Below are 26,542 nucleotides of genomic sequence, written 5' to 3'. Positions count from 1 at the left end.
TCCGTGCTGACGGGTCAGTCCTCGTGACGGCGCAGGTGGTCTTCGAAGGTGGGCCGGCGGTCCTTCCGGAGCGACCAAAGGCGCACGGCCACGTACACGACCGGAGCCAAGACCACCCGTGCCGCTCGCCTGCACACGCCCTTGAGCAACCGCAGCGGGTGTCTCAGAGCTGCGGCGACGATGAGAACCGCCACGGCGGTGCGTCCGATCCCCGAAAAGTCATCAGAGTCCCGCTCCGCTTTCTCCACGCCACCTCCGTACGCCCACCACAACCGTACGGCGGCCTAGGTCCGGTCACCGGTCTCCTGACTAGAGGCGGACGTACTCGTAGTCGAAGGGGCGGCCGTTGATGCCGTTGCGGGGCGGGGCGATCCAGGCGGCGATCCTGCCGCGCTCGTGGACGGGCCGCATCAGCGAGCGGACATGGGTCTTGTCGACCTCCGTCGGGAGCCAGGCGCCCTTGCGCCGCTCCCACTCGGCGGCGTCGAGCACCTCGCCGTCCGGCGCGGCCTCGATGCCGGCGAACGCGCCGACCTTGCGGTTGAACGCGATGCTCGGCAGGCGGAGGCGCTGCGGGAGGCCCGCCTCGGACAGGATGCGGTTCCAGCGGTTGACGCCGCTCTGGCAGTCGGCGATGTACGCGCGGCGCAGGTCGGTGTTCAGGCCGACGAGCGCGGCGACCTCGGTCTCCCCGATGGCGCCGTCGACGAGGGCGTCCACCATGACGGCGTCGTCGGTGAGGCGGTGGTCGTCCTTGCGGCGGTCCTCCATCCAGCGCCCCTTGAGCCCGGCCGTGTAGTAGTTCGCGACGTTGCTGGACGTCTCGGAGCCGAACAGGTCGAGCGAGACGGAGTAGTGGAAGTTCAGGTACTTCTGGACGACGTCGAGGGAGATCCCGCCGTGCGGGGCGACGTCGTCGGTGTCGTGCTCCTTCATCAGCTCGACGGTCCGCTCGACGACCCGGTCGATGCCCGTGGTGCCGACCATCATGTGGTGGGCCTCCTCCTTGAGCATGAACTCGCAGGTGCGCGACAGCGGGTCGAAGCCGGACTCCTTCAGCGTGCCGAGCTGGTACTTGCCGTCCCGGTCGGTGAAGTAGGTGAACATGAAGAACGAGAGCCAGTCGGGGGTCTCCTCGTTGAAGGCGCCGAGGATGCGGGGCGACTCCTCGCTGCCGGAGTTGCGGTGCAGGAGCTCCTCGGCCTCCTCGCGGCCCTCGCGCCCGAAGTGGGCGTGCAGGAGGTAGACCATCGCCCACAGGTGGCGGCCCTCCTCGACGTTCACCTGGAACAGGTTGCGCAGGTCGTAGAGGCTGGGCGCGGTGGCGCCGAGGTTGCGCTGCTGCTCCACGGACGCGGGCTCGGTGTCGCCCTGGATGACGATGAGGCGCTGCAGGTCGGCGCGGTACTCGCCGGGGACCTTCTGCCAGGCGGGCTCGCCCTTGTGCGCACCGAACCCGATGCGGCGGTCGCCGTCGCGCTCGGCCAGGAAGATGCCCCACCGGTAGTCCTTCATGGCGACGTGCCCGAAGTGCGCCCAGCCCTCGCGCCCGACGTTCACCGCCGTGCGCAGGTAGACCTCCCGCGTCGGCAGCGCCGGGCCCATCGACTCCCACCAGGACAGGAAGTTCGGCTGCCAGGACTCCAGCGCCCGCTGGAGGCGCCGGTCCTCGTGCAGGTCGACATTGTTGGGGATCTTCTCGGTGTAGTCGGCGGTGGTCGCCATCGGTCAGACTCGCTTTCGGTCGAAGTCGGCGCGCCGGCCGGTGCCGTAGCGGCGCAGCGCGCCCTCGGGGCCCGAGGCGTTGGGACGGTTGAAGATCCAGTTCTGCCAGGCGGTGAGCCGGCCGAAGATCTTGGTCTCCAGGGTCTCGGGACCGGGGAAGCGGTAGTTGGCCTCCAGGCCGGTCAGCGCGTCCGGGCTGAAGCTCGCCCGCTCCTCGACGGCGATGCGGACCTCCTCGTCCCAGTCGATGTCGTCGGGCGCGAACGTGACGAGGCCGAGACGCTCGGCGTCGGCGGCCTCCAGCGGCTTGCCGGCGGCGTCCCGGACGGCGGCGAGGCCCTCGCCGTCGCCGAGGAACCGGGTCTCCAGCCGGGTCAGCCCGTTGCCCATCGGCAGCGGCCCGAGGTTCATCGCATCCACGGTGACGGCGGCGGGGTCGGCGTCCGGGTCGACGTCCTCGAAGACGCCGTCGAGCTGGTACACGCGGTCGGCGGCGAGCGCGAACTCCAGCAGCGACCCGGCGAAGCAGCTGCCCGGCTCGGCGAGCGCGATCAGGCTGCGGCTCGTCACGTCGAGGCGCTTGAGCGTCCGCTTGAGGTACAGGACGATCTCGTTCGCCAGCCAGTCGTCGCGGGCGTCCAGCAGGAGCCGGTCGTGGTCCAGGACGCGCCGCGCGTCTCCGCTGGTCCGGATGACCCACGTGCCGAGCTCCGGCTCGTTCGCGCGCAGGTCGAGGATCAGGTCGTCCAGTTCGCGGGTGACGGCGAGCGTCCAGAAGGCGGCGCCCTGCCGGTGGACGCCCGCGATGTCGGCGGGCGCGTCGGCCGCAGGGCCGGCGACGGTGATCTCGGCGGCGCCCGCGTCCCGGTCGAGCTCGGCGGTCACGTGCTCGTAGGCGACGGACGTGCCGGTCCGGGTCTTCTCCAGCGGCGTCAGGGCGATGCCCTCGGCACCCTCGGGGCGAGACGACCGGGCGGCCAATTCCCTCGCGCGCGCGGCGACGGTCTCGGCCCACGCCGTCCGGGGCACCGCCTCGTCGACCAGCCGCCACGCGACGGCCTTCTTGCCGCCCAGCCCTTCGGCCCTGGTGGAGAAGTAGTCGGCGCGGTCGCGGCGCACGTGCCGCTTGTCGGTCACCCGGGTCAGGCCGCCCGTCCCGGGGAGGACGCCCAGCAGCGGCAGCTCCGGCAGCGACACCGTGGACGACCGGTCGTCGACGAGCATGATGTGCTCGCAGGCGAGGGCCAGCTCGTAACCGCCGCCGGAGGCGGTGCCGTTGAGGGCGGCCAGGTAGGTCTGCCCGGAGTGGGCCGTCGCGTCCTCGATGCCGTTGCGGGTCTCGTTGGTGAACTTGCAGAAGTTCACCTTCCACGCGTGCGCGGACGCCGCCAGCATCCGGATGTTGGCCCCGGCGCAGAAGATCTTCTCCTTGCCGCTGGTGACGACCACCGCCCGCACCTCGGGGTGCTCGAACCGCAGCCGCTGGACGGCGTCGTACAACTCGACGTCCACGCCCAGGTCGTAGGAGTTGAGCTTCAGCTCGTATCCCGGGACGAGGCCGCCGTCCTCGTCCACGTCCATCGTCAGCGTCGCCACCGGGCCGTCGACGTCCAGCCTCCAGTGCCGGTAGCCGGACGGGTCCACCCGGAACTCCACGTGGGGGCCGCTCATGCGATGTCCTTCCGCCGGTGCCGTCTCCACCATGCTCCACAAATTCCATTCAATACGTCAAGAGTTTGTAGCACATCGACCCGTGCGGCCGCCCCGGGCGGAGCGGTCCGCGCGGACCCGTCAGGGCGTGCCGAGCAGGGTCGAGGCGAGTTCCCGGACGGCGAAGCGCCGCAGCTTGCCGGTGGGCGTCGTGGGGAGCTTGTCCACGACCAACACCTCGCGGGGGCGCTTGAAGGACGCGAGGCCCGCCCGGCAGAACGCGATCAGCTCGGTCGGCTCGGCGGCCGCCCCCTCCTTGAGGACGACGCAGGCGACGGGCTTGTCCAGGCCGTCGGCGTCCGGCAGCCCGACGACGGCGGCCATCGACACCGCGGGGTGCTCCAGCAGCCGGCCCTCCACCTCCGCCGGCGAGACCCAGATGCCGCCGGCCTTGAGCATGTCGCCCGTCCGGCCGAGGCAGGTGTAGTAGCCGTCCTCGTCCACCACGTAGGTGTCGCCCGTGCGCAGCCACTCCCCCTGGAAGACCTGCCGGGTCGTGTCGGTGCGGCACCAGTAGCCCGTCGCGATCGACGCGCCCTTCACCAGCAGCGAGCCGGGCGTCCCCGGCGGGACGTCGGCTCCGTCGGCGTCCACGACCCGCAGTTCGTAGCCGGGCACGGCCGTCCCGGTGGTGCCGGGCCGCACCTGCCCCGGGCGGTTGGACAGGAAGATGTGCAGGCACTCCGTGGAGCCGATCCCGTCGATGATCTCCACGCCGTACCGCGCGGTGAAGCGCCGGCACAGCTCGGCGGGCAGCGGCTCCCCCGCCGACACCGCCAGCCGGACCGACGCGAACGCCTCCACCGGGACCTCGGCGTTGAGGATCGCGGCGTAGAAGGTCGGGACGGCGAAGAACAGGGTCGGCCGGTATTCGGCCAGCCGCGCGGCCACCGAGGCCGGGGTCGGGCGGTCCGGGTCCAGGACCGCCGTCGCGCCGGCGGCTAGGGGGAAGAACAGCGAGTTGCCGATCCCGTAGGCGAAGAAGAGCTTGGCGACCGAGTAGCAGCGGTCGTCCGGCCGGATGCCGAGGACCTGGCGGCCGTAGGTCTCCACGACGTGGCGGATGTTGGCGTGCCGGTGCATCGCGCCCTTCGGCCGGCCCGTCGTCCCGGACGTGTAGAGCCACAGGGCGCTGGAGTCGTCCGACGTCGCGTAAGGCTCGGCCGGTTCGCCTCCATGGGCCCGCCCCTCGCGGACCAGGTCCTCGAAGGCGTCCACCCGCACGCCCGCCGGGGCGCGGAACGGCGCGTCGCCCTCCACCGCGACGCGCCGGACGCCGGGCGCGTGCGCGAGGGCCGACTCGGCGGCGACCGCGAACCGGCCGCTGACCAGCAGCACCCTGGCGCGCGCGTCGGCCAGCAGGGCGCCCAGCTCGGCGCCCGTGAGCATCGTCGACACCGGGACCGGGACGGCGCCGAGCCGCATCGCGCCCAGGATCGCGGCGGCCATGGACGGGCCGTCGGCCATGAACAGCACGACCCGCTCCTCGGCGCGCAGACCCCACCGTTCGAGGCCGGCGGCGATGCTCCCGGCCAGCTCGCCCAGCTCGGCGTAGCCGAGGTCGCCGCCCGGACCGGTCAGCGCCGTCCGGGCCGCGGCGCCCGGCTCGGACGCCGCCCGGAGCAGGTAGTCGGATGCGTTGAACGTGTCGGGCGGGACCGGTGCGGTCGCCGTTTCAGCGGTCATCGGGGTCTCCCCTCGCCGGGAACCGTGCCCCCAATGCTCTACATAGACGAAACGCTAGTCAATAGACTTGTGGAACGATGAGGCTTCACGCGGGTCCCGGCCGGAACCCGGCCGCGCCCGCGCGATACTGGTCAGCGTTCCATGGACGGGCGCGCCCGAGAAGGGCCACGAGGAGGAGCACATGGCCCCAACCGGCGAGGACGCGGCGCATCCGGAGCCGAGGTTCCGGCGACGGCGCGAACTCGGCGCGGCGAGCGCGCGGTCGCTGCTGCTGACCCTGCTGGGCGAGTTCGTCCTGCCCGGCGGCGAGCCGGTGTGGACGGCGGCGTTCCTGCGCGCGCTCGGACTGCTCGGCGTCGAGGAGAAGGCCGTCCGGCAGGCACTCGCCCGCAGTGCCGCCGAGGGCTGGCTCGCCGGGGAGCGGCACGGCCGGCGCACCGCCTGGCGGCTCACCCCCGCCGGGGAGCGGCTCCTCACCGACGGCACCGAGCGCATCTACGGTTTCGGCCGCCCGGTCGGCGCGTGGGACGGGCAATGGCTCCTGGTGCTGGCCACCGTCCCGGAGACGAGCCGGCGCCTGCGCCACCTGCTGCGGACCCGGCTCGCCTGGAGCGGTCTCGGCAACCTCTCCCCCGGCGTGTGGGTCAGCCCGCACCCGGAGCGCGAGGCCGAGGTCCGGGAGGTCCTCGCCGAGATCGGCGTCGCCGACGGCTCCACCCTGTTCGTCGGGCGGCTCGGCGACCTGGCCGAGGCGCGGCGCGTGGCCCGCCGCGCATGGGACCTGGAGGAGATCGAGCTCGCCTACGAGGACTTCCTCGACGCCGTCCGCGCGCTGCGTCCCGCCGACGACCCGGGGACGTTCGCCGCGCACACCAGGCTCGTCCAGGAATGGCGCCGGTTCCCGTTCCTCGACCCCGGCCTGCCTGCGGCGCTCCTCCCGGACGACTGGAGCGGCTCGCAGGCGTTCGCGCTCTTCCACCAGCGGCACGACACCTGGCGCCCCATCGCCGACCGCCAGTGGAAGGCGTTGAGGGCCTGAGGGCGGCCGGTCCGCGGCTCGGCGTGTAGGCGGCGCGTCGCCGGGAAGTCGGGTAGGGGCCGGCGTCGTCGATGGGAGTCGTGGAATGGCCAGCTTGATAGGACGGAACCTGCTCGCCGGAGCGGAGCCCGACGTCGCCGCCGACTCCGGCTACACCGACCACCCGCCCCGCATGGGGTTCTTCACCGACACGTCCGTGTGCATCGGCTGCAAGGCGTGCGAGGTGGCGTGCAAGGAGTGGAACGCCGTACCCGAGGACGGCCTCGAGTTCACCGGGATGTCCTACGACAACACGCAGGGGCTTGGCGCCGACACCTGGCGGCACGTCGCGTTCATCGAGCAGAACAAGCCGATCGGCCAGAACGAGACCGGCGTCGACCACGGCGACGGGCAGGCCGCCGCACAGGACACCGCGCAGGGCGCCGGGGGCATGCGCTGGCTGATGGCCTCCGACGTGTGCAAGCACTGCACGCACGCCGCCTGCCTGGACGTGTGCCCCACCGGCTCGCTGTTCCGCACCGAGTTCGGCACGGTGGTCGTCCAGGAGGACATCTGCAACGGCTGCGGGTACTGCGTGCCCGCCTGCCCCTACGGGGTCATCGACCAGCGCAAGGGCGACGGGCGGGTGTGGAAGTGCACCCTGTGCTACGACCGGATCGGGGTGGGGCAGGAGCCCGCCTGCGCGAAGGCGTGCCCGACCGACTCGATCCAGTACGGGCCGCTGGACGAGCTGCGCGAGCGGGCCGCGATGCGCGTCGACCAGCTCCACGGCCTCGGCGTCGAGGACGCGCGCCTCTACGGGCACGACCCGGACGACGGCGTCGGCGGCGACGGCGCCTTCTTCCTGCTGCTGGACGAGCCGGAGGTGTACGGGCTCCCACCGGACCCGGTCGTCACCACGCGCGACCTGCCGTCCATGTGGCGGCACGCCGGTGTGGCCGCCGCCGCGCTGCTCGGCGGGCTCGCCGCCGTCTTCGCCGTCCACGGCAGCAGGGGAGGCGTCCGATGAGCTCGTCGGAGGTCAGCAAGGAAGGTGTTCGGGGCGAGCGGCCCGGCCGTGAGGCCGAGATCGGCAAGGGCCTGCGCCCGCAGGGGCGGCGCGGGAGGCGCCGGGGCGGGCGCGGCGAGAAGGCGATGGTGCCGGAGGCCGAGTTCACCTCGTACTACGGCAAGCCCGTCCTGAACCCGCCGGTGTGGAAGCCCCTCGACGTAGCCGGGTACTTCTTCTTCGGCGGCCTGGCCGGAGCGGGCTCGGTGCTCGCCGCCGGCGCCGAGCTCACCGGGCGCCCGGCCGCCGCGCGGGCCCTGAAGATCTCCTCGCTGGCCGCCATCGGCGCGTCGACGGCCGCACTGGTCCACGACCTCGGGCGACCGGAGCGGTTCTACAACATGCTGCGCGTCATGAAGCCGACGTCGCCGATGAGCGTCGGCTCGTGGCTGCTGGCCGCCTACGGCCCCGCCGTCGGCGCCGCCGCCGCCGCGGAGGTGACCGGGCTGCTGCCGCGCCTCGGCCGAGCCGCCACCACCGGAGCCGCAGTGCTCGGTCCGGCCGTCGCCGCCTACACCGCCGTGCTCGCCGCCGACACCGCCGTCCCCGCCTGGCACGAGGCGCACCGCGAGCTGCCGTTCGTCTTCGTCGGCTCGGCGACGGCCGCCGCCTCCGGGATGGCGCTGGTCGCCGCGCCCGTCCGGGAGAACGGCCCGATGCGCAGCGCCGCCGTGTTCGGCGCCGGGCTGGAACTGGCCGCGGCGAAACTGCTGGAGCGCCGGGCCGGGCTGGCGGCCGAGCCGTACAAACGGGGCAAAGGCGGGGCCTTCATGCGCGCGGGCGAGATCCTCTCGGCGGCGGGAACCGCGGGCTGCGTCCTGTTCGGCGGGCGCAACCGGGCCGCGGCGGCGCTGAGCGGGGCGGCCCTCCTGGCGAGTTCCGCGTGCACGCGTTTCGGTGTCTTCCACGCCGGCGTGCAGTCGGCCGTGGACCCCAAGTACACCGTCGTTCTCCAGCGGGAACGCCTCGCCGCGCGCGGTGCCGCGTCCACCTCCTGAGGGATGCCGCCTTTCTGCAAGTTCATTGAAATCTTGCGCAAGCTCTTGACCTGACTGCAAGAAGAGAGCATTCTCGCGTTGCTCGCGGACGGCCGTCCCCCACCCCCTCAGGCGCCCGCCAGGCGCCCTGTGACAGGAGTTCGCCGAACATGTCTGCCAACGCGCCATGCGCAAGAGTCCCCCGCGCAAGAGCCCCCCGCCGCCGGTCGCTGCTCGCCGCCGGCCTCCTCGTCCTCGCCGGGACGGCGCCCGCCGCCGTCCTGCTCCCCGACCGCCCCGCCAGAGCCGCCGCCTCCCTCAACGCGAGCGACGTCACCGCCAACCTCTGGGAGTGGAACTGGCCGTCCGTCGCGGCCGCGTGCACCGACCACCTCGGGCCCGCCGGGTACGGGGCCGTCCAGGTCGCGCCGCCCGCCGAGTCGGTCAGCCTCGCCTCCACCAGCGACGGCGCCCACCCGTGGTGGGAGGTGTACCAGCCGGTCTCCTACGGCCTGACCAGCAGGCTCGGGACCCGGGCCCAGTTCTTCGCCATGGTCAACGCGTGCCACGCCGCGGGCGTCCGCGTCTACGTGGACGCGGTGGTCAACCACATGGCGGGCCGCAACAACACGGTGAACACCACCTACGGCGGCTCGACCTTCGACCCCGGCGGGTTCGCCTACCCCGCCGTCCCGTACGGGTACAACGACTTCCACCACGCCAACGACGGGTACTGCAACGACGACGACGCCGGCATCGACGACTGGAACAACACCTCCGAGGTGCAGAACTGCGAGCTGGTCTCGTTGTCGGACCTCAAGACCCAGTCGGGCTACGTGCGCGACAAGATCACCGGATACCTCAACGACCTGATCGGCCTCGGCGTGGACGGGTTCCGGGTCGACGCCGCCAAACACGTCGCGCAGAGCGACTTCGCCGCCATCAAGAGCGGCCTGCACGCCACCACCGCCGAGGGCAAGGCGCCCTACATCGCGCAGGAGGTCGTCCCAGGGGCGACCACGGCCGAGCTGAAGCCGTCGGCGTTCACCGGGAACGGCGACGTCCTCGGGTTCTCCTACGCGCGGGGCCTGAAGACCCAGTTCCAGAACGGGACGCTGTCGAACCTGTCGGGCATCCCCTCCTGGTCGCTGGACGCGGACGGCTCCCGCACCTTCGCGATGGTCACCAACCACGACACCGAGCGGGACGGGTCCACGCTCAGCTACAAGAACGGCTCCGACTACACGCTGGCGACCTACTTCCTGCTGGCCTACCCGTACGGCAAGCCCTCGGTGTACGACGGGTTCGCCTGGTCGTCGGCCGGGCAGTCGCCGCCCGCCGACTCCAGCGGGTTCGTCACCGCCGCGAACTGCTCGAACGGCTGGCAGTGCCTCTCCCGCTCCACCGGCGTGAAGGGCATGGTCGGCTGGCACAACGCGACCGCGTCCGCCGCATCGGTCGGCAACTTCACGGCGACCGCGTCCAACGTCATCGGGTTCAGCCGCGGCTCCAAGGGCTGGATCGGCCTCAACGACTCCTCCGCGCCGTCCACGGCGTCCTACCGGACGGGGCTCGCCGACGGCGTCTACTGCGACGTCATCACCGGCGGCCTCGGATCGGGCGGCTGCCAGGGCACCGCCGTCACCGTGTCGGGCGGGACGGCGACCGTGACGATCCCCGCGAACGGCGCCGTGGCCATCCACGCGGACGCCCGGTCAGGAGGAACCGCGCCGCCCACCTCGGACCCCGGGACCGTCTCCGACACCTTCAACGTCAACGCCACCACGACCTGGGGGACGAGCGTCTACCTCGTCGGCGACGTCCCCGCGCTCGGCTCGTGGGACCCCGCCAAGGCGGTCAAGCTGTCCCCGTCCGGCTACCCGATCTGGAACGGCACGGTGACGCTGCCCTCCAACACCAGGATCGAGTACAAGTACATCAAGAAGACCGACGCCGGGGCCGTGACGTGGGAGAGCGGCGCCAACCGCACCTACACGACCGGCACGTCCGGCCACACCGCGAACGACACCTGGAGATGAGCACCGCCGGGGCCGGTCTCCACGTGTGCGGGAGGCCGGCCCCGGCGCGTGTCAGGCGCGCGGCGTGCGGAAGAGGGTCTCCTGGGTGAGGCTGGCGACGAGCACGCCGTCCCGGCTGTGGATCGTTCCCGTGTACCAGCCGCGCCCGGCGGCGACCGTCTGCGGGACGAGGTCCATCAGCACCCAGTCGTCCATCCGGACGGGCCGGTGGAACCAGACGGCGTGGTCGAGGCTGGAACCCGACCGGGCGGTACCGTCGTGCAGCGCGATCACACCGCTGGAGATGTCGGACAGGTACGTCAGCACGCAGGCGTGCAGCAGGTGGTCGTCCGGCAGCGGAGCAGTGCAGCGCGACCACAGCCGCGTCGGGAAGTCGGCCGCCTCGTAGGGCTGCGGCGGCACCCGGCTCTCCATGGAGAACAGCCGCGGGACCGGCGAGGCCGGAAGGCTCTCCGGGGCCGGCGTCTCCGGCGCCGGATGGACCTGCCGGTCCACGTCGTCGGCGGGCTGCTGGAACGACACCGACATGTTGAAGATGACCTCGCCGCCCTGGAGCGCCACCACCCGGCGCGCGGAGAACGACCGGCCGTCGCGGTCCCGGTCCACCCGGAAGATCGTCGGCCGGGCCGCGTCGCCGCCGCGCAGGAAGTACCCGTGCAGCGAGTGCGGCAGCCGCCCCTCCGGGACGGTGCCCCCCGCGGCGCGCAGCGCCTGCGCCGCCACCTGCCCGCCGTACAGCGGGTACGGGTCGTCGAACACGAGCGTGCCCCGGTAGAGGTCCCGGTCGAGCTCTTCCAGATCCAGCAGGTCGAGGACGGAGTGGAGGGCTTCCAACCGCGTTTCGGGCTCTTCGGAGATGGAGGGTCGCACGCCCGTGACGTTATCCGACCCGCACGGACCCCGACCGCGCGGGCATGGGCGGGGCCGGCGGTGACCTGACAAGCGGGCCGGCCGGGCGGCGAACGGCGCCCCGCCGCCCGGCCGGCCTCACCCCTTCTCCCCCCGCATATCCCGCCGCCCGTGGGGCAGATCACAAAAAGTCAGGCCCCACATCGCGTCACATTCAGGCGCGTCCGATCCATCTATCTCTGTGAGCGGCGGTACGGGCGCGGAGAGCTTGGGAGGCGGCATGGACAGTGTGGCGAGGAACTTCGACCTGACGATGCTGTACGCCGCCTACGACGCCTTCCGCCGCGACGCGGCGCGCTTGGAGGCGGCCGCCGGGTCGGGGCGCGGCTGGGCCCCGGTCGTGAACGGCTGGCCCCTGTTCACCGCCCACTGGCGGCTCCAGGACCACGCCGAGAAGAACGCCCTCTGGACGGTCATGTACGCCAAGGACGCCGACGCGCCCGGGCGGGTCGGCGTCGTCCTCGACGCCATGGCGGCGCAGGCGCTGAAGGTCGTCCCGATGATCGACGGCCTCGACGCGGCGCTGGAGCACCGCGACCGCGGCACGTTCGCCCGGTACGCGCGCGACCTCAGGGCGTCGGTGGAGGCGCTGCTCGACTTCAAGGAGTCGAACGTCCTGCCGCTGATCCAGGAGACCCTCACCCCGTTCGAGTGGGGCACCTTCGACGTGGAGTTCCGCCGTGAACTGGGCCTGCGCGGGCTCGGCGTGTTCCTGCCCTGGCTGCTGGACGGCGCCTCCGACGGCACTCGCCGCGCCGTGCTGCGGCTCCTCCCGCCGCCGGTCCGGCTCTGCTACCGGGCGCGCTGGCGCCCCCGCTACCGGCGCCGCGGCGGGCTCACCGCCCCGGCGTGCTGACCCCGTCCCGCTGACGCCCGCCGGGCCGCTCCCGGTGTGACGCAGTCCACATTCCGAGATGTCACATTTGCCCGCCTGGGTGAGTCTCATTCCCAGATGCGCCACTGCCACAGTGCGACGGAGGGATGCGGACCATGGCGGGAACGAGGACGCCCGGCGGAGCGGGGGTCGGCACGCGGAAGCCGCCCGGAGGAGTGGACGCCGCGGCGCGGGCACTGGACGAGCGGTTCGGCACCACCGGCTTCGCCCGCAAGGCGATGCGCAAGGCCTTCCCGGACCAGTGGACCTTCCTGCTCGGCGAGATCGCGATGTACTCCTTCGTGGTCATCCTGCTGACCGGGGTGTACCTGACGCTGTTCTTCAAGCCGAGCATGAACGAGGTCGTCTACAACGGCTCGTACACGAGGCTGCAGGGCGTGGAGATGAGCGAGGCCTACGCCTCCGCCCTCAGGATCAGCTTCGATGTGCGGGGCGGCCTGCTCGTCCGGCAGATCCACCACTGGTCGACGCTCATCTTCATGGGCGCGATCCTCGTGCACCTGCTGCGCAACTTCTTCACCGGCGCGTTCCGCAAGCCCCGCGAACTGAACTGGCTCATCGGCATCCTCATGTTCATGCTGGTGATGCTGAACGGCCTGTTCGGCTACTCGCTGCCGGACGACCTGCTCTCCGGCACGGGCCTGCGCATCCTGGAAGGCGTGCTCGCCTCGCTCCCGCTGGTCGGCTCGTACGCGGTGATGTTCCTGTTCGGCGGCGAGTACCCGGGCACCGACATCATCCCGCGCCTGTACGTCATCCACGTGCTGCTGATCCCCGGCATCCTGGCCGCGCTGATCCCGCTGCACGCCGTCGTGCTGACCTGGCGGCAGACGCACACGCAGTTCCCGGGCAAGGGCAGCTCGAACACGACCGTGCGCGGCTACCCGTTCTTCCCCGTCTTCATCGCGAAGACGACGGCGTTCTTCCTCTGGGTGGCGGGCGTGACGACGCTGCTGGCCGCGTTCTTCCAGATCAACCCGATCTGGCTGTTCGGCCCCTACGACCCGGGCGCGATCAGCTCCGGGTCGCAGCCCGACTGGTACATGGGCTGGCTGGAGGGCGCGCTGCGGATCATGCCGTCCTGGGAGATCAGCGCCTGGGGCCACACCGTCGCGATGAGCGTGGTCGTCCCGGCCCTCGTGGTGCCCGGGCTGCTGTTCACCGGCCTCGCCGTCTACCCGTTCCTGGAGCGCTGGGTGACCGGCGACGACCGGATCCACCACCTGCTGGACCGGCCGCGCGACGTCCCGGCGCGCACCGGTGTCGGCGTCGGCGGCGTCGTCTTCTACGGGACGCTGTGGATCGCGGGCGGCAACGACGTCCTCGCCCACAGCTTCGACATCCCGCTGTTCTGGACGACCTGGTTCTTCCGCGTCCTCATCATCCTCGGCCCGGTGCTGGCCTACGTCGTCACCTACCGCCTCTGCGTCGGCCTCCAGCGCCGCGATCTCGGCCTGGCCCAGCATGGGCTGGAGACAGGCGTGATCCGCCAGTCGCCGGAGGGCGGGTTCAGCGAGGTCGAGCGCCCGCTGCCGGACGAGGCCATCGCCGCGATCACCGATCCGCGCCCGGCGCCCGCCGTCGACCTGGACGTCCCGCCGCCCCGGAACGGCGTCGACAGCCCGCGCGGCCGCACCGCCGGAGGGCGTCTGCGCGCCGCCCTCAACCGCCGCTTCCGCGCCGACCTGGCCACCGTGCCCGAGCGCCCCGCTCCCGCTGCGGGCGCGCTCGAGGCGGGCGAGGAGCGGCCGGCCGCCGGGGAGAAGGCGTCCTCACGCTGACGCGGAGCGCTCGAAGAGGAGGCGGATGACCGGGTCGGCGGCCCTCACAGGGTCGTCGCCGAGGTCGCGCAGTGCACCGCTCAGCCACAGGTGGGCGAAGCCGTGCACGATCGACCAGGCGGCGATCCCGGCCGTCCGGTCGTCCGCGGGACGGCCGGGCGCGGCCCCGCGGACCCCCTCGGCCAGGACCCGGGCGGCGCGGTCGCGGGCGGCGGCCACCTCCGGGTCGTTAGGGCGGTAGAGCGCGGGCGTGAACATGACCTCGAAGTGGACCCGGTGCTCGACCGCGAACCGCACGTAGGCGAGCCCGACGGCGTGCAGGTCGCTCCCGGCGGCCTCCAGGGCGTCCGCGAACAGCGTGTACCCGTCGGCGGCGACGGCCGTCAGCACGCCGGTCTTGTCGCCGAAGTGGTGCGCGGGCGCGGCGTGCGACACCCCGGCGCGGCGCGCGAGCTCGCGCAGGCTCCACGCCGCCGGGCCCGCCTCGGCGATCGCCTCGACCGCGGCGCCGAGCACGGCGCGCCTCAGGTCGCCGTGGTGGTAGCCGTCGCCCATGCCGTCAGTCCTGCTCCTTGGCGAACTCGCGGAGGCGGGCGAGGTCGACCACGGTGATCCTGCGCCAGCCGGTGCGGATCAGGCCCTCGCGGCGCAGCCCGCTGAGCGCGCGGGCGACGGTCTCCCGCGAGGCGTCCATCCAGCTGCCGAGCTCCTCCTGCGACAGCGGCGGCCCGATCTCGATCGACCCGTCCGGCGCGGGCGGCGCGTGGTGCACCGAGCGTTCGGCCAGGTCGGCCAGCAGGGCCGCGAGGCGCTGCGGGCCCCGGCTCGTGATGTGCGCGGTCAGCCGCCGGTCGGAGTCGTCCATGCGCCGGACGAAGGTGCCGGTGACGAGCATCCACACGTCGGGGTGCGCGTCCAGGAACCCGGTGAACCGGGCCGCGGGCACGACCAGGGCGCGGATCGGGGACAGCGCGGTGACCGTCGCGGCGCGCGGGCGCCCGCCGAGCACCGCGCTCTCGGCGAGCAGGTCGCCGGGGCCGCGGACGGCCAGCACCACGTCGTGGCCGTCCTCGGTGGAGGAGGTCACCTTCGCCCAGCCCCGCTCGATCACGATCACGTGGTCGGACTCGTCGCCCTGGTACACCAGCGGCGCCTTGACGGGGAACGTCCGGGGGCGCGCGGCGGCGCGCAGCGCGGTCCGCTGCGCGGGGTCGAGCGCCGCCCAGAACGCGGGAGGCGGAGAGGACGCCGCGTACGGTGCCAACTGCCGCCTCCTTTTCCCGGGGTCATCTGAACTGTAAACCCGCGGGACCTCACTTGGGGACGGCGAGCAGCCGCACGGCGAGCCCGGTGAAGACCGTTCCGCTGAAGATGTTCAGGCCGCGGGCGACGCGGCGGCTGCGCCGCAGCAGGGCCGCGAGGCGGCCGGAGAGCAGGCCGACGGAGGCGTCCACGGCCAGGCCGATCAGGACGAGGGTGACGCCGAGCAGGAGCAGCTGCACCATCGGGTGCCCCATGGAGGGGTTCACGAACTGCGGCAGGAAGGCGATGTTGAAGAGGATCACCTTGGGGTTCAGCAGGTTCGTGACGACGCCCTGCCAGAACGCGCGGAGCCGCCCGGGGCCGACGGGAGCCGCCTCCTCGCCGGGTTCGCCGCGGTCCCGGAACGACTTGACCGCGAGGTACAGCAGGTAGGCGGCGCCCGCCCAGCGCAGCACGTGGTACAGGGTCGGCAGCGCGGTGAACAGGGCGGAGAGCCCGAGCGTCGCGGCGACGGCGTGCGTCAGGGCGCCGGTGGCGACGCCCACCGCGGCCATCACGCCCGTCAGCGGGCCGCCGCGGCCGCCCATCGCGACGATGAACATCATGTCGGGTCCGGGCGTGACGCAGAGCGCGAAGGCGGCGACGACGAACGCCGCGTACAGGGATGGGTCCACCATGCCGAAATCATGCGGTACGAGGACCCCGCCCCGCGAGCCCATTACCGCCCGCCGCGCTCGCGCCGCCCGCCCCCGCGACCTCGGGCGTCAGCCCGCCAGAGGCGGCTGGGCCTCGATCGTCAGGGCCTCGTGGTCGAAGGACAGGTATCCGCCGATCTTCGCCGCGTCCTCCAGGGGCTCCTCGTACGACCAGGCGGCGTCCTCGGCCCCCTCCAGCGACCAGTACGTCGCCTGGCCCTTGTACGGGCAGAAGGTCCGCTTCTCGCTGCGGGTCAGCAGGTCGCGGCGGACGTCCTCGGCCGGGATGTAGAAGCGGTTGGGCAGCCCCGTCTCCGACAGCAGCTTCGGCCGCGCGGTCTCCGCGACGACCTCGCCGTCCAGCAGCACCCGGACGCGCCGGGACGTGACGCGGGCGTCGACGCGGTGGAACGGGTCGCGCAGATGGCCGTGGACCTCCTCGTCCTCGTCGAACCAGGCGTCCATCCGGTTCCAGTAGAAGGCCATGTGGCCGCGCAGCCACGCCGCCTCCGGCTTCGGGTCCGGATAGCCCCAGACCGCGTTCTCGGCCGCCCGGTCGCCCACCCGCACCGTCCAGTACACGGCGTCGCCCTTGAACGGGCAGTGCGTGGTGTGGACGGTCTTCTCCAGCAGGTCGGCCCGCACGTCCTCCTCGGGGACGTACAGGACGGGCAGCAGCCCGGTCTCGTGCAGGAACTTCCCGCGCTCGGTGTCCAGCACCGTCTGCCCCGCGAACCGGGCGCGGACCCGGCGGGGGAAGTCGTGCATGAACAACCGGTGCGCGGGTCCGTCGATCGTGAAGTTGACCTCGTCGCCGGGCGAGCCGGCGAGGGGGCCCGGCTGCATGGTCAGGGACATGGCGCGGCTCCTCGATTACTAGACGCCGGTCGGCATCGTCTCCAGTTCACCACGGCGCGCCGCCTCCAGGTGCAGCGGCAGGAGGGCAGAGGTGATGCGGAACCAGCACAGCGCGTCGTAGCGTTCGGCGAGCCTCGTCGGGACGTACTGGCGCCGGTCCAGGTCCGGGTCGTACACGACGCCGATGGCGCGGTGCCCGAGCGTCCCGGTGAGGAAGGCGGGCTTGTCCGGCTCCGGAGGCACGATGAACATCCCCCGGTGCAGCTCCGACTCCGCCAGCACCTCCTCCAGCGAGCCGCGCTCGGGCGGCGGGACGTGCATGACCTCCATCGGGGCGCCCCAGGCCGGCGCGGCGACGACCTCGCCGGGACCGCCCGCGAACCCGACCAGCACGACGCCGTCCGCCCCGTGCCGCTCCCTGGCGAGCTGGCCGAGGTTGACCATCCCGGCGGCGGCCATGTCGGTCGCCCGCGCGTCGCCCACATGGGTGTTGTGCGCCCACACGACGGCCTTTCCGCCGCGGTGGAAGTCCACCAGCCGGTCCAGCGTGTCGGCCATGTGGACGTCCCTGACGTTCCACGACTCCGGCCCGCCGTCGATCATGGTGCGGTAGTAGCGTTCGGCGCCCACCGCCACCTCGGCGTTCTGCCGGGCGTCGAACTCCTCCTCCGGGTCGCCGGCGTGCCCGGTCGGCGCCGGACGGCGCAGGTCGCCCAGCAGCGCGAGGACCTCGGCCGCGCAGCCGTCCGGGACCAGGGCCGTGTTCCACCCGTAGGAGCGCGGGTCGCGGCCGTGCGGCTCGAAGCAGCGGTAGGCCTCCAGCGCCGTCTCCAGGTACTCGGGGCGGTGGCTCGCCAGGTAGTCGACGACCGCCCGCAGCGACTCCCACAGGCTGTAGACGTCCAGGCCGTAGAAGCCGACCCGCTCGCCCGGGGGGAGGCCGGCGTTGCGGTCGCGCAGCCACCGGCAGAACTTCACGGTCTCCTCGTTGGCCCACATCCACGTCGGCCAGCGCTCGTAGGCGTCCAGGACGCTGCGCGGGTCCTCCGGCGCCCCGGGCGCGAGCGTCACGCTGCGGCCGACCCGGCGGCAGTCGGGCCAGTCGCCCTCGACGGCGACGAACGAGAAGCCGCGCTCGGCGACCAGCCGCCGGGTCAGCGCGGCCCGCCACGCGTAGTACTCGTGGGTGCCGTGGCTGGCCTCGCCGATCAGCACGTACCGGGCGTCCCCGACCCGGTCGAGCAGCGGGTCCAGGTCCTCGGCGTACTCCAGCGGCAGCGCCGCTCCGAGCACGTCTTCGGCGGCGGCGTGGCTTCCCGGGCGTTGCATGGCGGCGTCCCCCTCGTGTCCTCCGGCGTTTTCGGCTCGTCTTACTCGCGTTCCCGGGATCGGCCGGTTCGATTCGCCCCCGCCGCGGATCGGCGGCGAAGGGCCGCGGCGGGCGGTACGGCTACACCTCGCGCCGGATGCCGGTCGTGCGGGCGCGGTAGTCGCTCGGGCTCAGCCCGTAGGCGGCGCGGAACGCGCGGCTGAACGCGGCCGGGTCCGGCAGGCCCCAGCGGTTCGCGATCGCGCCGATCCGCTGCGTGCCGAGGAACGGGTCGCCGAGCTCGCGGCGGCAGTGCTCCAGGCGGCGGGTGCGGATGTAGCGGGCGACGGTCGTGCCGGTCGGCTGGAACACCCGGTACAGCTGGCGGACGGAGATGTGGTGCGCGGCGGCGACCGCGGCCGGGCTCAGCGACGGGTCGTGCAGGCGCGCCTCGATCCACTCCTCGATCGTCCGCAGCATCTCCGCTCCCTCCGGCGACCGGGACGGCGGCGCGCCCAGCCACTCACTCGCCGCGCCGGTGACCAGCTCGACCAGCGCTCCGCCGAGGTGGTGGGCGTAGATCTCGTCGGCCGCGCCGCCGGGCGGGCCGCCCGCCGCGGGGCCGCCCCGGCCGGCGTCCTCGGCGCCGCTCTCGGCCAGGGCGCCGAGGAAGGACGAGACGAGCCGCCCCGTCCGGGCCCGCCCGCCCAGCAGGGTGCCGCCGAACGCGGCGAGGCGCTCCGGCGGCAGCGGGACGGCGCTGTGCGGGATCACGACCGTGAAGATGTGGTGGGCGTCGAACGAGATCTCGACCGGCCGGGTGAGGTCGTAGAACACCACGTCCCCCGCCCCCACCACGGCGCGGCGGCCGTTCTGGCGGAGGACGCACGAGCCCCGCAGCACCAGCCCGAGCTTGTAGCACTCGCGGGTGTCGCGGGCGATCTGCCGGGCGCTGCGCCGCACCGCGTGCGCGGGCGCGTGCACGTCGCCGGCCTCGACCGGGCCCAGCGCCCGGCCGCTCAGCCGGGCGGCGAACCCGCCGGGCAGGCGCGGCTGGACGTGGAACGGCCCGAAGGCCGAGCTGATCAGGTGGCGCCAGTAGTCCGCCTGGTCGCGGGCAGGGCGGTCCGAGGTGTCGACGAGCGTGGGCATGGCGCTCCTCCGGTCGGGGGTCTCGGACGCCACCCGCAAGGCTTCTACGGCCCGTCAGGAAGGTCAATGAGCGAGTCAGCACGACGCTCCGGCCCGGCTTTGGCACTCGCCGCCAAAGTCGCGGCACGCAGCGCCAAGACCGCCCCTCTCCCGGCGGCTTATACATGTCCCGGACCGACTCCCAGGGAGCCCCGCCAACCGGAAGATCCCGGAACGACCCCCGAGAGGAACCCCCATGCCAGCAGGCGAGCAGGAAACCGGCACCGGCCACGAGCACGGCACCGGCCACGGCTCCGGCGACGGCCAGGAGCACGGCATCAGTCGCAAGAACTTCATCGTCGCCGCGGGCGCGGCGGGGGTCGGCGCGCTCGCGCTGCCCACCGCCGTGTCGGCGGTGGCCGCGCCCGCGCAGGCCAGCGCGGAGCAGCGGCCGCTCACCCCGACGCCCAAGTGCGACGACGGGGACGACTCCCCCACCCACTCCCAGATGGAGGGCCCCTACTTCAAGCCCGGCTCCCCCGAGCGCTCGTCGATCGCGACGCCCGGCATGCCGGGGACGCCGCTCACCGTGTCCGGGATCGTCTACTCGATGTCGTGCACGCCGGTGGCCCACGCCCTGCTGGACTTCTGGCAGGCGGACTATTACGGCAATTACGACAACTACGGCTATACGCTACGTGGGCATCAATACACGGATGCATCGGGACGATTCACCCTCAGGACGATCGTGCCCGGCCTCTACCCCGGCCGCACCCGGCACATCCACGTGAAGGCGCAGGCCCCCTACCAGCCGATCCTGACGACGCAGCTGTACTTCCCGAACGAGCCGCGGAACGCCTCCGACATGCTCTACGACCCCGCGCTGCTCATGCAGGTCCAGACCGTCCCCGGCGGGCGCACCGCGAAGTTCGACTTCGTCCTCCAGGTGCCCTGACCCGGGTCCGCGGCCCGATTCCGTCACCGCTCCCGCGGAATCCCGCCCCCGCCAAGGCACCGGCGCGCCTCGGCGGGGGCTCCCGCATGTGACGCTGCGGGGGCTCCCGCATGTGACGCTGCGGGGGCTCCCGCGTCTGATACTGCGGGGGCTCCCGCTTTGTCGCGGCGGAGTTCCCCGCCGTCACTGCATGGCCCTCGCCTGCGGTGTCCTGCGGCGTCTCCCGGCGGTCCTATCCAGGCGCCTCCGCCGATTCGCCGGGGAACGGGACCGAGACGTGATGCGAATCGGCCGCGAAACGGCAAAGGAATGGATAGTCTCCCACCGATCACTTTTGGTTGTGTAAGGAATCTGGGAGCACACGCCGCATGAGCGCTGCCAACCGGGCACAGGTCATCACACGGTGGGGGGCCATCGCCTTCATGGCGGCCGCGGTCCTGACCGCCACCGCCGGTGGCTTCGCCCAGTCCTATGCCGGTCTCTACCACTGGGCCCTGGAACACGGCCTCCGGGGCTGGAAGGCCGAGTCGTTCCCCCTGCTGGTCGACCTGTTCATCATCGTCGGCGAGCTCGGGCTCTTCCTGCTGGCGATCGACGCCTTCGTCATCAAGCGCCGGGCCCTGATGAGCTGGCTCGACTTCTGCCTGCCGCTGACCATCGCCCTCGCGGGCTGGACGGCCAGCCTCATCTTCAACGTCGGCCACGTCGGCCACAAGACCTTCTCCTTCCAGGCGACGGCGGCGGTCCCGCCGATCGTGTCGATGCTCGGCCTGTTCGTCCTGCTGCGGACGCTGCACCGGTACGTGTCGCAGAAGACCGAGGAGGAGGAGACCAAGCAGCCCGAGCCGCAGACGCGCGCGATCGCCGGGCCGGTCACGCTGAACCAGATCACGCTGATGCCGCTGCGCAACACCGGCCCGTTCCCGCAGATCCAGGTCCCCGGGTACTCCGGCAAGGCCATCGAGTCCGGGACCTCGGGCCGGGCCGAGGCCAAGGCCGCGCCCGCGGCGGAGCCCGCCCAGGCCCCGGCCGCCTCGGCTCCGGCCGCGGCCCCCGCCGCCCCGAAGGCGCCCGAGCCCGCGCCCGCCCCGGCCCCCGAGCCGGAGCCCGAGCTGGCCGTGGTCAGCGCCGCGTCGCGCGGCAGCCTCAACGGACGCAGCTCCTACGGCACCACCGCCGAGGAGGAGGCGCCCGCCGGGCCCTCGCCTGAGAACCTGCGGTCCCTCGTCATCGACATCCTGGAGCGCCGCCACGGGGACGTCGCCGCGACGCTCGCCGAGGTCCGGGCCCAGGGCTACCGCTGCGACGAGACCGAGATCCAGCGGATCAGCGACAACCACTGGTTCCCGTACGCGGTGTACCGGCTGCTGGCCAAGCATCACGGCGACGGCGAACTGGTCGCCCAGGAGCTGAACGCCCAGGGCATCGTCTACGACCAGGCGACGCTGGACGCGCTCGTCCAGTCCTGGCGCGTCTGACCCCGCGCCCTTCCGCGCGTCACGGCCCGGCCGCCCGCCACCGCGGGCGACCGGGCCGCGCCGTCTCCCAGGACGCGCCGCCTCGGGCCGGACTAGGAATCGCCGTGCCGCTCCTGGGGCGGGCCGGTCCGCAGCCGCGCGTGCAGGCCGCCGTCCACGCGCAGGACGTGCCCGTTGAGCCGCGCCGCCGCCGGGGACGCCAGGAACAGGGCCGCGTCCGCGACCTCCTCCGGCGCGGTGGTGCGTCCGGCCGGGATGTCGGTCGCGGGCCGGACCTCCTCGCCGACGCTGGCGGGCGCGATGCAGTTCGCGCGGATGCCGAGGCCGCCCAGCTCCACCGCGATCGCCCGGCTGAGCGCCTCGATCCCCGCCTTGGTCACGTCGTAGGCGCTCTGGTTCTCGTGCGCGCGGGACCCGCCCGGCGAGGACAGGCTCACGATCGTCCCGCCGCGCCCGGCGTCCCGCCAGTGGCGGACCGCCCGCACCGACAGCAGGTACGCCGAGCGCAGGTTCGCGGCCATCACGGCGTCCCACACGGCGGCGTCGATGTCGATGAACGGGGTGCGCACCCCGGTCATCGCCGCGTTGTTGACGAGCACGTCCAGGCCGCCGTCCTCCAGGACCCTGGCGAAGACGGCGTCGGCGACGTCCTCGCGGGCGAGGTCGCCGGCCATCGTCGCGACCCGCGGATCGCCGCGGTAGAGCTTGAGGCCGTCGGCGTCCACGTCCACGGCGAGGACGTCGGCGCCCGCGCCCGCGAAGCGCCGCACCAGCGCGCGGCCGATCAGCCCCGCCGCGCCGGTGACCAGCACCCGCTCCCCCGTGCAGTCGAACCGGACAGCGCTCATTCCGCCGGAGCCTCCCTCACCTGCGCGACGATCTGCGTCGGGTTGACGAACACCAGGGCGATGACCAGCAGCACCGCCGACAGCGCCATGTAGATCACGGCCATCGCGTCGATGGCCTGGGCCGCGCGGATCCCGGGCGTGAACGCCGCGCTGTAGAGCGCGACGACCAGCGTCTGGCTGTCGGCGTCCGCCACCAGGAACGTCAGCTCGAACATGGCGACGGTCCGCACGAGCACCAGGATCCCGGCCGCGAGGATCCCCGGCAGCAGGAGCGGCACCAGCACCCGTGCGAACACCTGCCGGGTGCGGGCGCCGCACATCCGCGCCGCCGACTCCACGTTCGCGTCGATCTGCTCCACGAACGGCGTCATCACCAGGACGACGAACGGCAGCGCCGGGACGAGGTTCGCGGCGACCACACCCGTCATCGTCCCCGCCAGATGCACCTTGTAGAGCACGGTCGCGAGCGGGATCCCGTAGGTGATCGGCGGGAGCACCACCGGGAGCAGCAGCAGGACCATCACGATCCGCTTGCCGGGGAAGTCGCGCCGCGCCAGCGCGTACCCGGCGGGGACCCCGACCAGCAGCGACAGCGCCACCACGATCAGCGTGATCTCCAGGGTCGCGGTCAGCACCTCGCCGAGCGCGAACTCCGCCCACGCGTCGGAGTACCACGCGCCGGTGAAGCCCTGCGGCAGCCACCCGGCGAACCACCGGGTGCCGAACGAGTTCACGACCACCGACAGGATCAGGGCGGCCAGGTTCACCAGGAAGAACGCGACGCAGAGCCAGACGGTCCAGCCGCTCAGCCTGCCTCTGCGCAGCCCGCGGGGGCGCGTGCCGGCGGTCATGATCCCTTACCTCCCGTCGCGGGCCCGGTGTAGAGGCGGCCGCGCAGCAGCAGCGTGGCCGCGATGACGAGCAGTTCGAACACGCCCATCAGCACGGCGATGGTGGAGGCCATCGAGTAGTCGTACTTCTCGAACGCCGCCTGGTAGGCCGCGATCGCCATGACCCGCGTCTCCCCCGCCGGCTCGCCGACGAGGTTCGCGGACGGGAACACCGAGAACGCCAGCACGAACGCGAGCACGAACGTCGTCGCGAGCCCCGGCGCGAGGAGAGGCAGCACGATCCGCCGCATCCGCTGCCAGGGCCCGGCGCCGAGCGTGGCCGCCGCCCGCTCCAGCGTCGGGTCGATCCCGGACATGTAGGCCAGCACCAGCAGGAACGCGAACGGGAACCCGGTGATGAGCAGTGAGAACAGCACGCCCCAGTAGTTGTAGACGAGCCGGACGGGCTCGTCCACGACGCCGAGGTCGAGCAGGACCCGGTTGAACCATCCCTTGGGGCCGAGGTAGCGCAGCAGGCCGTCCGCGACCAGGACCGTGCCGAGCGTCACCGGCAGGACGAGCAGGGCCGTCAGCACCCGCCGGCCGCGGAACGCCCCGCGCAGCCGGTAGGCGATCGGCACCGACGCACCGACGTTGATCAGCGCGGCGGGCAGCGCGAGCTTGAGCGTCTTCCAGATGGTGCCGCGCTGGTAGGGGTCTCGGAAGAAGTCGGCGTAGTTGCCGAACGGCCCGCCGCCGTTCTTCGGCTGGAGCGACAGCCCCACCCCGTACAGCATCGGGTAGAGGAACAGCAGCCCGACGACGAGCACGGCGGGCAGCAGCAGGAGCAGCACCCGGTCGACGCCGCGCTCGGCGAGCCGGTGCCGCAGGCGGCCGCGCCCTGGTGTGCGCGTCCCGGCGCGGGCGGGGGCCTCAACCGCCATCGCGGACCCCCGTCCCGCCGAGGGCCTCGGCGGTGGGCCCGTCGAGCGCCTCCGCCGCCTCCCGCACGCTCTCCCCGAACACGAGCACGCGTTCGGGCGGGACGGTCAGCGCGACCCGCTCGCCGGGCGCGACCCGTTCCGGCGACCGGAAGTGGATGACGCGTCCGCCGTCGGTCACGCCCTCGGCGGCGACCTCGCGCCCGTGGAACTCCGACACCTCGACCCTGACGGTCACGAGGTTCTCGCCGGTCGCGGTGCCGGGCGGCCCCGCGACCCGGAAGTCCTCCGGCCGGACGGCCGCCACCGCGCGCGGCCCGGCGATCGGCTGCCGGCTCCGGCCGGTCAGGGTCGGGCCGTCGCCGCCGCCGAGCCGGACCCTCCCGTCGCCGGACGCCAGGACCGGCAGCTCCAGCAGGTTCCGGTAGCCCATGAACCCGGCGATGTAGGTGCTGACCGGGTGGGTGTAGACCTCCTCGGGGGTGCCGATCTGCTCCACCTTCCCCGACCGCAGGACCACGACCCGGTCGGCGAGCGCGAGCGCCTCCTCCTGGTCGTGCGTCACGTACACGGTGGTCAGCCCGAGGTCCTGGTGGATGCGCCGGATCTCGGTGCGCATCTGCACGCGGAGCTTGGCGTCCAGGTTGGACAGCGGCTCGTCCATCAGCACGAGCCTCGGCCGGAGCACGATCGCGCGGGCGATCGCGACGCGCTGCTGCTGGCCGCCCGACAGCTGCCCGGGCAGCTTGTCCGCGTGCTCGGTCAGCTCGACGGTGCGCAGGGCCTCGTCCACCCGCCGCACGGTCTCCGCCTTGCCGACGCGCCGCACCGAGAGCCCGAACGCCACGTTCTTGCGGACGGACAGGTGCGGGAACAGCGCGTAGTTCTGGAACACCATCCCGAACCCGCGCCGCTCGGGCGGCAGCGCGTCGATGCGCTCGTCGTCGAGCCAGATCGCGCCGCCGGACAGCGGCAGGAGCCCGGCCAGGCAGTTCAGCGCGGTCGACTTCCCGCAGCCGGACGGCCCGAGCAGCGCGATGAACTCGCCGCCCTCGATCCGCAGGTCGAACCCGCTCAGCGCGGTCGTCCTCCCGAACCGCCGCGTGACGCCGTCCAGCCGGAGGCGCCCGAAGCCGGCCCGCGCGTCCCTGTCCGCCGCGGTGCCCGCCGTCATGACTTCTTGACCTTCTGCCCGCCGACCTCGCGGTCCCAGCGGTCGAACGCGGCGACGAGCGCCTTGGCGTCGAGCGGCGGGGCCGTGGGGTGGCCGGCGATGAGCGCGTCGTACTCCGGGCGGCCGTATTCCTTGATCGCCTTCTGGCTCTCGGGCGGGGCCATGTCGAGCGTCACGCCCTTCACAGCCGGGCCCGGGTAGAAGTAGCCCTTGTCATAGGTGATCGCCTGCTGCTTCGGCTGGAGCGCGAACTTCATGAGGTCGAGCAGGACGGCGAGCTTCTCGCCGGACACGCCCTTCGGGACGACCATGTAGTGGGCGTCGGTGACCCAGGTGAACCCGTCCAGCGGCTGGATCCGCACGTCCTTCGGCACCTGGCCGAGGACGCGCGGGTTGATGTCCCAGCCGGTGGTGCTGAGGATGATGTCGCGGGTGCCTTCGCCCAGTTCCTTCATCGTCTGCGTGGTGCCGGTCGGGTAGTACTCGATGTACCGGTCGAGGTCCTTCAGGTACGTCCAGGTCTTGGACCAGCCGTTCGCGGGGTCCTTGGGGTCGGAGTCCTTGAGGATGTAGGGCAGGCCCATGAGCCAGGTCCGTCCGGGGCCGGAGTTGGACGGGCGGGCGTACTCCAGCTTGTTCGGGTGCGCCTTCGCCCAGGCCAGCAGTTCCTCGGCCGTCTTCGGCGGGTCCGGGACCTTCTTCGGGTCGTACTCCAGCAGGGGGCCTGACGGGTAGTAGGTCACGACGACGCCGCGCCCCTGCGCGAGGTCCTGCATCCGGGAGGCGGGCTCCAGGTACTGCGCTTTCAGGTCCGGCAGCTTGGCGGAGTACTTCCCGACGAGGTCGACCCAAAGGTTCTGCTCCAGGCCGGCCGAGAGGCCGTCCGTGCCGGTCAGCACGAGGTCGATGTCGAGGCGTCCGGCGTCCTGCTGCGCCTTGACCTTGCCGGCCAGCTCGGGCGCGGTGGCCTTGGTGTAGGTGATCCTGCCGAGGAGATCCGGGTGCTCCTTCTTGTAGTTCTCGAAGATCTGCTGGGTGAGCTGGAGGTTTCCGGCGACGTCGATGATGTTGAGGGTGACGGGCTTGGACGGGAGGCGGACGTCGGAGGCGGCGGGCTCGGAGGCGGCCTTGCCGCCCGCGTCGGGCGCCCCGCAGGCGGTCAGCAGCAGGCCGGCGGCGGTGGCGAGGGTGAGGAGTGCGGACCGAGGAGTTCTCATGGGGGTCCTCCAGGCAGGACGGGGGGTCCTACGG

24 protein-coding genes are annotated in these 26,542 nt (G+C 72.7%); 8 read left to right on the top strand and 16 right to left on the bottom strand.

Annotation, left to right across the window (positions count from 1 at the left end; translation table 11 throughout):
- Positions 1-14: 14 nt before the first annotated feature.
- The 4 genes from ABWI07_RS35005 to ABWI07_RS34990 all read right to left on the bottom strand — a co-directional run bounded on the left by ABWI07_RS35005 (position 15) and on the right by ABWI07_RS34990 (position 5,121).
- A complete protein-coding gene (locus ABWI07_RS35005) occupies positions 15-248 on the bottom strand; it encodes a hypothetical protein (RefSeq protein ID WP_149263253.1) in 234 nt (77 codons plus the stop codon).
- Between the two features lie 61 nt (positions 249-309).
- Positions 310-1,725 (bottom strand): benzoyl-CoA 2,3-epoxidase subunit BoxB, encoded by a 1,416-nt coding sequence (gene boxB / locus ABWI07_RS35000; protein WP_149263252.1) that lies wholly within the window; start codon positions 1,723-1,725, stop codon positions 310-312.
- A 3-nt stretch (positions 1,726-1,728) separates the two neighbouring features.
- Positions 1,729-3,396 carry a 2,3-epoxybenzoyl-CoA dihydrolase gene (gene boxC, locus ABWI07_RS34995; RefSeq protein ID WP_149263251.1) on the bottom strand — a complete coding sequence of 556 codons (1,668 nt, stop codon included), beginning with the start codon at positions 3,394-3,396 and terminating at the stop codon, positions 1,729-1,731.
- Between the two features lie 120 nt (positions 3,397-3,516).
- A complete protein-coding gene (locus ABWI07_RS34990) occupies positions 3,517-5,121 on the bottom strand; it encodes a benzoate-CoA ligase family protein (RefSeq protein WP_353821197.1) in 1,605 nt (534 codons plus the stop codon).
- A 181-nt stretch (positions 5,122-5,302) separates the two neighbouring features.
- Between ABWI07_RS34990 and ABWI07_RS34985 the strand changes: the two genes are divergently transcribed.
- From ABWI07_RS34985 to ABWI07_RS34970, 4 genes are all read left to right on the top strand, one after another.
- Positions 5,303-6,160, top strand: a complete 858-nt coding sequence (locus ABWI07_RS34985) for a PaaX family transcriptional regulator (protein ID WP_353821196.1) — start codon at positions 5,303-5,305, stop codon at positions 6,158-6,160.
- 172 nt (positions 6,161-6,332) lie between these two features.
- Complete coding sequence (locus tag ABWI07_RS34980) at positions 6,333-7,169, top strand: 4Fe-4S dicluster domain-containing protein (RefSeq protein ID WP_235037262.1); 837 nt, start codon at positions 6,333-6,335, stop codon at positions 7,167-7,169.
- Positions 7,166-8,206, top strand: a complete 1,041-nt coding sequence (gene nrfD / locus ABWI07_RS34975) for an NrfD/PsrC family molybdoenzyme membrane anchor subunit (RefSeq protein ID WP_353821195.1) — start codon at positions 7,166-7,168, stop codon at positions 8,204-8,206. Before ABWI07_RS34980 ends, nrfD begins: the two co-directional genes overlap by 4 nt.
- 149 nt (positions 8,207-8,355) lie before the next feature.
- Positions 8,356-10,224 (top strand): carbohydrate-binding module family 20 domain-containing protein, encoded by a 1,869-nt coding sequence (locus ABWI07_RS34970; protein WP_353821194.1) that lies wholly within the window; start codon positions 8,356-8,358, stop codon positions 10,222-10,224.
- A 51-nt stretch (positions 10,225-10,275) separates the two neighbouring features.
- Here the strand turns inward: ABWI07_RS34970 and ABWI07_RS34965 are convergent, their stop codons facing one another.
- A complete protein-coding gene (locus tag ABWI07_RS34965; protein WP_200842282.1) occupies positions 10,276-11,094 on the bottom strand; it encodes an acyl-CoA thioesterase in 819 nt (272 codons plus the stop codon).
- A 259-nt stretch (positions 11,095-11,353) separates the two neighbouring features.
- On the opposite strand from ABWI07_RS34965, the gene ABWI07_RS34960 reads away from it, so the two are divergent.
- Both ABWI07_RS34960 and qcrB read left to right on the top strand, forming a co-directional pair.
- Positions 11,354-11,989: a hypothetical protein gene (locus tag ABWI07_RS34960; RefSeq protein WP_353821193.1), complete on the top strand. Its 636-nt coding sequence runs from the start codon at positions 11,354-11,356 to the stop codon at positions 11,987-11,989.
- Positions 11,990-12,123: 134 nt separating this feature from the next.
- Positions 12,124-13,809: a cytochrome bc1 complex cytochrome b subunit gene (gene qcrB / locus ABWI07_RS34955; RefSeq protein ID WP_149263244.1), complete on the top strand. Its 1,686-nt coding sequence runs from the start codon at positions 12,124-12,126 to the stop codon at positions 13,807-13,809.
- Here the strand turns inward: qcrB and ABWI07_RS34950 are convergent.
- The 6 genes from ABWI07_RS34950 to ABWI07_RS34925 all read right to left on the bottom strand — a co-directional run bounded on the left by ABWI07_RS34950 (position 13,801) and on the right by ABWI07_RS34925 (position 19,086).
- Positions 13,801-14,364, bottom strand: a complete 564-nt coding sequence (locus ABWI07_RS34950) for a TetR/AcrR family transcriptional regulator (protein WP_353821191.1) — start codon at positions 14,362-14,364, stop codon at positions 13,801-13,803. The two genes, qcrB and ABWI07_RS34950, sit on opposite strands and share 9 nt — an antisense overlap.
- Positions 14,365-14,368: 4 nt before the next feature.
- Entirely contained in the window at positions 14,369-15,073 is a 705-nt protein-coding gene (locus tag ABWI07_RS34945) for a Crp/Fnr family transcriptional regulator (protein ID WP_149263242.1), read from the bottom strand.
- Positions 15,074-15,122: 49 nt separating this feature from the next.
- Complete coding sequence (locus ABWI07_RS34940; protein WP_353821190.1) at positions 15,123-15,749, bottom strand: LysE family translocator; 627 nt, start codon at positions 15,747-15,749, stop codon at positions 15,123-15,125.
- An 87-nt stretch (positions 15,750-15,836) separates the two neighbouring features.
- On the bottom strand, positions 15,837-16,625 hold the full coding sequence (locus tag ABWI07_RS34935; RefSeq protein WP_353821189.1) for a DUF427 domain-containing protein: 789 nt from the start codon (positions 16,623-16,625) through the stop codon (positions 15,837-15,839).
- A gap of 18 nt (positions 16,626-16,643) precedes the next feature.
- Positions 16,644-17,954: an erythromycin esterase family protein gene (locus ABWI07_RS34930; RefSeq protein WP_353821188.1), complete on the bottom strand. Its 1,311-nt coding sequence runs from the start codon at positions 17,952-17,954 to the stop codon at positions 16,644-16,646.
- Positions 17,955-18,075: 121 nt separating this feature from the next.
- Positions 18,076-19,086: an AraC-like ligand-binding domain-containing protein gene (locus tag ABWI07_RS34925; RefSeq protein ID WP_149263238.1), complete on the bottom strand. Its 1,011-nt coding sequence runs from the start codon at positions 19,084-19,086 to the stop codon at positions 18,076-18,078.
- Positions 19,087-19,321: 235 nt separating this feature from the next.
- On the opposite strand from ABWI07_RS34925, the gene ABWI07_RS34920 reads away from it, so the two are divergent.
- Together ABWI07_RS34920 and ABWI07_RS34915 are read left to right on the top strand one after the other, a co-directional pair.
- The gene (locus ABWI07_RS34920; RefSeq protein WP_353821186.1) at positions 19,322-20,020 is read left to right on the top strand and encodes a dioxygenase family protein; all 699 of its coding nucleotides are present in this window, start codon (positions 19,322-19,324) and stop codon (positions 20,018-20,020) included.
- 368 nt (positions 20,021-20,388) lie between these two features.
- A complete protein-coding gene (locus ABWI07_RS34915; protein ID WP_149263235.1) occupies positions 20,389-21,498 on the top strand; it encodes a DUF2637 domain-containing protein in 1,110 nt (369 codons plus the stop codon).
- 92 nt (positions 21,499-21,590) lie between these two features.
- On the opposite strand, the gene ABWI07_RS34910 is transcribed toward ABWI07_RS34915, so the two are convergent.
- Genes ABWI07_RS34910 through ABWI07_RS34890 form a run of 5 tightly spaced genes read right to left on the bottom strand, consistent with a single transcriptional unit; the run spans position 21,591 to position 26,508 of the window.
- The gene (locus tag ABWI07_RS34910; RefSeq protein WP_353821185.1) at positions 21,591-22,346 is read right to left on the bottom strand and encodes an SDR family NAD(P)-dependent oxidoreductase; all 756 of its coding nucleotides are present in this window, start codon (positions 22,344-22,346) and stop codon (positions 21,591-21,593) included.
- Positions 22,343-23,197: an ABC transporter permease gene (locus ABWI07_RS34905; RefSeq protein ID WP_353821184.1), complete on the bottom strand. Its 855-nt coding sequence runs from the start codon at positions 23,195-23,197 to the stop codon at positions 22,343-22,345. Before ABWI07_RS34905 ends, ABWI07_RS34910 begins: the two co-directional genes overlap by 4 nt.
- Positions 23,194-24,120, bottom strand: coding sequence for an ABC transporter permease (locus ABWI07_RS34900; protein ID WP_353821183.1), 927 nt, complete (start codon positions 24,118-24,120; stop codon positions 23,194-23,196). Before ABWI07_RS34900 ends, ABWI07_RS34905 begins: the two co-directional genes overlap by 4 nt.
- Positions 24,110-25,291, bottom strand: coding sequence for an ABC transporter ATP-binding protein (locus tag ABWI07_RS34895; protein WP_353821182.1), 1,182 nt, complete (start codon positions 25,289-25,291; stop codon positions 24,110-24,112). The genes ABWI07_RS34900 and ABWI07_RS34895 overlap by 11 nt, the downstream gene beginning before the upstream one ends.
- Positions 25,288-26,508 (bottom strand): extracellular solute-binding protein, encoded by a 1,221-nt coding sequence (locus ABWI07_RS34890; protein WP_353821181.1) that lies wholly within the window; start codon positions 26,506-26,508, stop codon positions 25,288-25,290. The genes ABWI07_RS34895 and ABWI07_RS34890 overlap by 4 nt, the downstream gene beginning before the upstream one ends.
- Positions 26,509-26,542: the final 34 nt, after the last annotated feature.

Origin of the sequence: Actinomadura sp. NPDC000600 (assembly GCF_040492135.1) — a bacterium.
In the GTDB taxonomy this organism is placed as follows: Bacteria; Actinomycetota; Actinomycetes; order Streptosporangiales; family Streptosporangiaceae; genus Spirillospora.
Note: the sequence above shows the minus strand (reverse complement) of the source record. Positions and strands in the feature narration are given on the sequence as shown.

Bases quoted from the DNA above. Each gene is read 5' to 3' on its own strand.
- boxB (WP_149263252.1), bottom strand. From the start codon at position 1,725: ATGGCGACCACCGCCGACTACACCGAGAAGATCCCCAACAATGTCGAC.
- boxC (WP_149263251.1), bottom strand. From the start codon at position 3,396: ATGAGCGGCCCCCACGTGGAGTTCCGGGTGGACCCGTCCGGCTACCGG.
- ABWI07_RS34990 (WP_353821197.1), bottom strand. From the start codon at position 5,121: ATGACCGCTGAAACGGCGACCGCACCGGTCCCGCCCGACACGTTCAAC.
- ABWI07_RS34985 (WP_353821196.1), top strand. From the start codon at position 5,303: ATGGCCCCAACCGGCGAGGACGCGGCGCATCCGGAGCCGAGGTTCCGG.
- ABWI07_RS34980 (WP_235037262.1), top strand. From the start codon at position 6,333: ATGGGGTTCTTCACCGACACGTCCGTGTGCATCGGCTGCAAGGCGTGC.
- nrfD (WP_353821195.1), top strand. From the start codon at position 7,166: ATGAGCTCGTCGGAGGTCAGCAAGGAAGGTGTTCGGGGCGAGCGGCCC.
- ABWI07_RS34970 (WP_353821194.1), top strand. From the start codon at position 8,356: ATGTCTGCCAACGCGCCATGCGCAAGAGTCCCCCGCGCAAGAGCCCCC.
- ABWI07_RS34960 (WP_353821193.1), top strand. From the start codon at position 11,354: ATGGACAGTGTGGCGAGGAACTTCGACCTGACGATGCTGTACGCCGCC.
- qcrB (WP_149263244.1), top strand. From the start codon at position 12,124: ATGGCGGGAACGAGGACGCCCGGCGGAGCGGGGGTCGGCACGCGGAAG.
- ABWI07_RS34950 (WP_353821191.1), bottom strand. From the start codon at position 14,364: ATGGGCGACGGCTACCACCACGGCGACCTGAGGCGCGCCGTGCTCGGC.
- ABWI07_RS34940 (WP_353821190.1), bottom strand. From the start codon at position 15,749: ATGGTGGACCCATCCCTGTACGCGGCGTTCGTCGTCGCCGCCTTCGCG.
- ABWI07_RS34935 (WP_353821189.1), bottom strand. From the start codon at position 16,625: ATGTCCCTGACCATGCAGCCGGGCCCCCTCGCCGGCTCGCCCGGCGAC.
- ABWI07_RS34930 (WP_353821188.1), bottom strand. From the start codon at position 17,954: ATGCAACGCCCGGGAAGCCACGCCGCCGCCGAAGACGTGCTCGGAGCG.
- ABWI07_RS34925 (WP_149263238.1), bottom strand. From the start codon at position 19,086: ATGCCCACGCTCGTCGACACCTCGGACCGCCCTGCCCGCGACCAGGCG.
- ABWI07_RS34920 (WP_353821186.1), top strand. From the start codon at position 19,322: ATGCCAGCAGGCGAGCAGGAAACCGGCACCGGCCACGAGCACGGCACC.
- ABWI07_RS34915 (WP_149263235.1), top strand. From the start codon at position 20,389: ATGAGCGCTGCCAACCGGGCACAGGTCATCACACGGTGGGGGGCCATC.
- ABWI07_RS34910 (WP_353821185.1), bottom strand. From the start codon at position 22,346: ATGAGCGCTGTCCGGTTCGACTGCACGGGGGAGCGGGTGCTGGTCACC.
- ABWI07_RS34905 (WP_353821184.1), bottom strand. From the start codon at position 23,197: ATGACCGCCGGCACGCGCCCCCGCGGGCTGCGCAGAGGCAGGCTGAGC.
- ABWI07_RS34900 (WP_353821183.1), bottom strand. From the start codon at position 24,120: ATGGCGGTTGAGGCCCCCGCCCGCGCCGGGACGCGCACACCAGGGCGC.
- ABWI07_RS34895 (WP_353821182.1), bottom strand. From the start codon at position 25,291: ATGACGGCGGGCACCGCGGCGGACAGGGACGCGCGGGCCGGCTTCGGG.
- ABWI07_RS34890 (WP_353821181.1), bottom strand. From the start codon at position 26,508: ATGAGAACTCCTCGGTCCGCACTCCTCACCCTCGCCACCGCCGCCGGC.